At 76.2% G+C, this 4,929-nt stretch carries 3 protein-coding genes; 1 reads left to right on the forward strand and 2 read right to left on the reverse strand.

The window, feature by feature from the left end; translation table 11 throughout:
* On the forward strand, window positions 1–1,478 hold a 1,478-nt coding region (locus DMH08_RS38525), incomplete at its 5' end, for a sodium:solute symporter family transporter (protein WP_125621175.1).
* 421 nt (window positions 1,479–1,899) lie between these two features.
* On the opposite strand, the gene DMH08_RS38530 is transcribed toward DMH08_RS38525, so the two are convergent.
* Together DMH08_RS38530 and pknB are read right to left on the reverse strand one after the other, a co-directional pair.
* Window positions 1,900–2,751, reverse strand: a complete 852-nt coding sequence (locus DMH08_RS38530) for a deoxyribonuclease IV (protein WP_125621177.1) — start codon at window positions 2,749–2,751, stop codon at window positions 1,900–1,902.
* Window positions 2,752–2,795: 44 nt separating this feature from the next.
* On the reverse strand, window positions 2,796–4,826 hold the full coding sequence (gene pknB / locus DMH08_RS38535; protein WP_125621179.1) for a Stk1 family PASTA domain-containing Ser/Thr kinase: 2,031 nt from the start codon (window positions 4,824–4,826) through the stop codon (window positions 2,796–2,798).
* Window positions 4,827–4,929 lie beyond the last annotated feature (103 nt).

The following is a 4,929-nucleotide window of genomic DNA, read 5'->3' on the forward strand; positions in this document are numbered from 1 at the left end:
GATTCGCGATGAGCGCGACGGCCCTCGCGGCCGTGCTCGCCGCACTGGCCGCGGCGCTCGCGGCGTTCGCGGCGGGACGCGGCGGGCGCCGGGGCGGCGGGCGCGCGCGGCGGGCGCGGGCCCGTCCGGTGCCCGGTCTGGCGGACGCGGCGCGGGAGGTGCCGCCGTGGCGCAACGCCGCCGCGGTCGGCGGCGAGCACCTGTGCGCCGCGATGTACCTCGGCGCCGCCGGGCTCGTCCTCGCCCACGGGGCGGACGTGCTGTGGCTGCCCGTGGGCGCGGCCGCCGGGTGCGCCCTGCTCGCGGCGTTCGTCGCCGCGCCGCTGCGCAGGTCCGGCGCGTACAGCGTCGCCGACTTCGCCGAGTGGCGGCTCGGCTCGCGCGGCGCCCGGCACGCCGCCACCGGCTGCGTCTGCCTGGTGGGCTGGTGCTGCCTGCTGCCGCAGCTCCACGGCGCGGGCGTGGCGCTGCACGTGCTCACCGGAGGGCCGCACTGGACGGGCTGGACGGTCGGGGTCGCGGCGGCGTCGGTCCTCGTGGCGTCCGGCGGGGTGCGGAGCGTCACCGCGTTCCAGGCCGTCCACTTCTGGGCGAAGCTCGCGGCGCTGACCGTGCCCGTGCTGGCGGGGGCCGTCCTGTGGCAGGTGCACGCCGTGCCGGACGTCCGGGCCGAGCCCGCTCCGGGCGGTGCGCCCGGCATCGCCGGGACGTACGCGCTGGTCGCGTGCGTCGCGCTCGGCACGGTCGGGCTGCCGCAGATCCTGATGCACTTCTACACGAGCGGCGGGGGCGGCGCCGCGCGCAGGACGGCGGCGTACGTCACGGTCCTCGCCGGGCTGTTCTCGGTGGTCGCCGTCCTGTACGGGGTGCTCGGACGCCGGCCCGGGGCGGCCGCCCCGGGAACCGGGGCCGACGCGGACCTCCTCCTGCTGCCGCAGCGGACGATCCCCGGAACGGCGGGCACGCTGCTCACGGGGCTGCTCGCGGCGGGGGCGTTCGCCGCGTTCGTCACCGCCTCGTGCGGCATCGCCGTCGCCGTGGCCGGGACCGTCGCGCAGTACGCGCGGCGGCGCGGGGCGGCCGTGTTCCGGGCGGGCGCGGTGGTCGTGCTCGCCGCGCCGCTCGCCGTCATGCCGCGGCTCGGCCCGCACGGGTCGGCGGGTCTCGTCACCCTGGCGCTCGCCGTGTCGGCGGGCACGCTGTGCCCTCTGCTGCTGCTGGGGATCTGGTGGCGGGGGCTGACCCCGGCCGGCGCGGTCGCGGGGCTGGTGTGCGGCTGCTGCCTGGCGCTCGCGGCGGGGGCGGCGCAGCTCGCCGGGCGCGGCGCGGTCCCCGCCGCGGCGGCGGCGCCGGCGGCGGCGGCCGTGATGGTCGCGGTGTCGCTGCTCACGCGCCGCAGCGTGCCGCCCCACGCGGGCCGCGCCCTGGCGCGGCTGCACCTGCCGGACGGCGCGTCCGCCCGCCCTCCGGCGGATTGACGCGGACGGCCGCGCGCGCCGCCCGTTCGTCGTACGAAACCGACCGCTCACCGCGTGACTACGCTACGCACAACTATGACTACGGACCGTTCATCGCGGGCGGCGTGTTCGGGGTGCCGATCTGCGGCATCACGGGCTTAGTGTTCTCAGTGGCACCACGAGAAGCACCCGCCTCCGGAGGGGCGGGCGGCACGGGGGACGGACGTCCGCCGGCCGCGGAACCTCCCACAACAGCACACCCGGAGATCCGGCGAACGCCAGTCGCCGCCGGATCGTGAGTCGCCGGGTCCCGTACCGGGGGGGTGGGACCCGACGGCCTGTGGCTCGGGTGCCGGTGGACAGTCGGGGGGTTGTTCATCGGCACCCGAGCTCTTTTTCATGCTCGGGTGCCCTGTGCCCGGATCTGCCCGGGTGCGTGCGTTCAGGCGCCGCGCAGGCGCTTCAGCGTCGCGATGTCGCGGCCGTGCGGGCCGGGGTCGCGGCCCGGGGTCTCGATGATGAACGGGACGCCCGCGACGGCCGGGTGGGCGAACAGGGCCGCGAAGGGGTCCTCGCCGATCTGCCCGTCGCCGATGTTCTCGTGCCGGTCCTTCGCGGAGCCGCACGCGTCCTTGGAGTCGTTGGCGTGGACGAGGTCGAGCCGTCCCGCGCCGACCGTCTCGACCAGCGCGTCGATCGTCTCCTTGACGCCGCCCGGCGCGGCGAGGTCGTGCCCGGCGGCGAACGCGTGGCACGTGTCGAAGCACACGCCCAGCTTCGGGTGGTGCTCCAGCTCCTCGAAGAACGGGCCGAGGTCCTGGACCTTGGCGCACAGCATCTTGCCCTGCCCCGCCATGGGCTCGAGCAGCAGCCGCGGGCCGTCGTCCGGGATCTCCTCCAGCAGGGGGAGGACGTGCTCGTGGACCTGCCGCATCGCGGCGTCGTACGCCTGGCTGACGGCCGAGCCGGTGTGGACGACGACGCCCCGCGCGCCGATCGCGCGGCCGCGCTCCAGCGAGTGCCGGACCGTGGCGATCGACTTCTCGAGGGTCTCCTCGCTGGGGGAGCCGAAGTTCACGAGGTACGGGGCGTGCACGTACACGGGCACGTCGTCGCGGTCGCGGAGCTCGGCGTCCTCGGCCGGCTTGCCGGCGGGGAGCGCCCACCCGCGCGGGTTCGCGACGAACACCTGGATCGCCTCGGCGCCGATCTCGGCGGCGTACTTCAGGCCGCCGGTGGCGAGCCCGCCGGCGACCGGGACGTGGGCCCCGACGGGGCTCTGCGGAGAGGTCATGGTCCCTCCAGCCTATCCGCCGCCCGGCGTCCCGGGGCCGCCGCTCAGGGCCCCCGGACGATCGTTACCGTGGAGCCGCGGTCGGCCGTGCCGTCCCCGCCGGGCGCCTGGAACCGGACGGTGTCGCCGCCCCATCCCTGCACGTTCACCTCGAACCCGGAGTCCTTGAGGATCTTGGTGGCGTCGTCGACGCTGCGGTGGGTGACGTCCGGCACCGGGATCTTCTCGGCGCCGCCCTCGCCGTCGCAGCCGAGCCGGATCGGGCCCGCGTCGATGATGCAGTCGCGCTCGTTGACGACGAGCGCGACCTCGTCGCCGCGGGACACGCCGGTGCCCTCGCCCGGCGTCTGCTCGACGACGGTGCCGGGCGCCTTGCCCTCGACGCGCTTCTCCCGGACGGTCACCTTCAGGCCGAGCGAGCGGAGCCGGTTCGCGGCGGTCTCGCCGTTCGAGCCGACGAGGTCCGGCATCGACATGCCGCCGCTGAGGACGACGGCGACCGGCTCGTCCGGGGACAGCTCCTTCCCGGCGGCGGGGTCGGTGCCGACGACGCGGTCCTTCGGGACGGTCTGCGACTCGCGGGTGCTCGTCCCGCCGACCCGGAACCCGTCGTCGGCGAGGATCTTCTTCGCCTCGTCGAGCGTCTTCCCCTCGACGTCCGGGACGGCCCGGGGCGTGAGCCCCTTGGACGGCGTCAGCGTGACGGTCTCCCCCTGCCCGACGCGGGCGCCCGCGCCCGGGTCGGACTTCGCGACCAGCCCCTTGCGGACCCGGTCGTGGTAGACGGGTTCGGCGACGCGGACGGCGATGCCGGCGTCGGCGAGCGCGCCGCGCGCCTCCGCGACCTCCATCCCGACGATGTCGGCCGGGACGTGCTCGTACTGCCCGGACGTCTGGTACCAGACGGCCCACCCGAGGATCACGGCGGCGATCGCGCCGATCGCGACAAGCACGTACCGCCCGGTGAGCGCCCCGATGACGCGGTCGCCGCGGGAGCGCGGCGGCGGGCCCGCCGGGTCCTCGCCGGGGTCGAGCACGGCGGTGTGGCCGCGCACGTCCTCGGGGAAGCGGACGGGCGACGTCCGCGGCGCGGGCGGGAGCGGCTCCGTGCCCCCGTGCCCGGCCGGCCCGCCGTCCGCGGCGCCGTCCGGGGGCGCGGCCCCGGCGGGCGCGGGCAGGACGGCCGTCCCGCCGGGGGGCGCCTCCTCGAGCCGCGCGTCGATGTCGGGCGGCAGCCCGCCGTGGACCTCGGCGACCGCGGCGAGGCAGGCGTTCGCGTCCTGCGGGCGGTGCGCGGGGTCGCGGCTCGTCGCGGCCGTGACGAGCTCGTCGACCCGGTACGGCAGGCCGGGGACGAGTTCGGACGGCGGCGGCACGGTCTCGTTGACGTGCTTGTACGCGACGGCGAGCGGTGTGTCGCCCTCGTGCGGGAGCCGTCCGGTGAGCAGCTCGAACAGCATGATCCCGGCGGCGTAGACGTCGGAGCGCACGTCGGCGCTGCCGGACGTGACCTGCTCGGGCGCGAGGTACCCGACGGTGCCGATGATCACGCCGGTGCGGGTCATCCGGCTCGCGGACTCGGCCCGCGCGAGCCCGAAGTCGGTCACCTTGACCTGGCCGTCCTCGGTGATGAGGACGTTCTCCGGCTTGACGTCGCGGTGCACGAGCCCGGCGCGGTGCGCGGCGCCGAGGGCGGCCAGCACCGGCTGCATGGTCTCCAGCGCGGCCCGCGGCCCGAACCGGCCGCGGGCGGCGAGCGCGTCCCGCAGCGTCCGGCCGGGGACGTACTCCATCACCAGGTAGCCGCGCTCGCCGTCCGTCCCCTGGTCGTACACGGCGACGACGTTGGGGTGCGACAGCGCGGCGGCGGCCTTGGCCTCGCCGATGAAGCGGTTCACGAAGTCCTCGTCGGCGGCGAGGCCGGCGTGCATCACCTTGACCGCGACGACGCGGTCGAGCCTGCTGTCGCGCGCGAGGTAGACCGTGGCCATGCCGCCGCGGGCGATGCGGGACTCAATGCGGTAGCGCCCGTCGAGCAGCTGCCCGACGAGTGGATCTGCGACCGTCGTGTCCATCGCAGCGAGTCTACGGCGGGTTCGCCATGCAACTCATCAGTCGCGAGTATGAGCATGGTCGAGCGCGGAGGGCTGGATCTTATACCCATCTTAAGCCGCCGAC

The sequence above is a fragment of the Actinomadura sp. WAC 06369 genome (assembly GCF_003947565.1).
GTDB lineage: Bacteria > Actinomycetota > Actinomycetes > Streptosporangiales > Streptosporangiaceae > Spirillospora > Spirillospora rifamycini.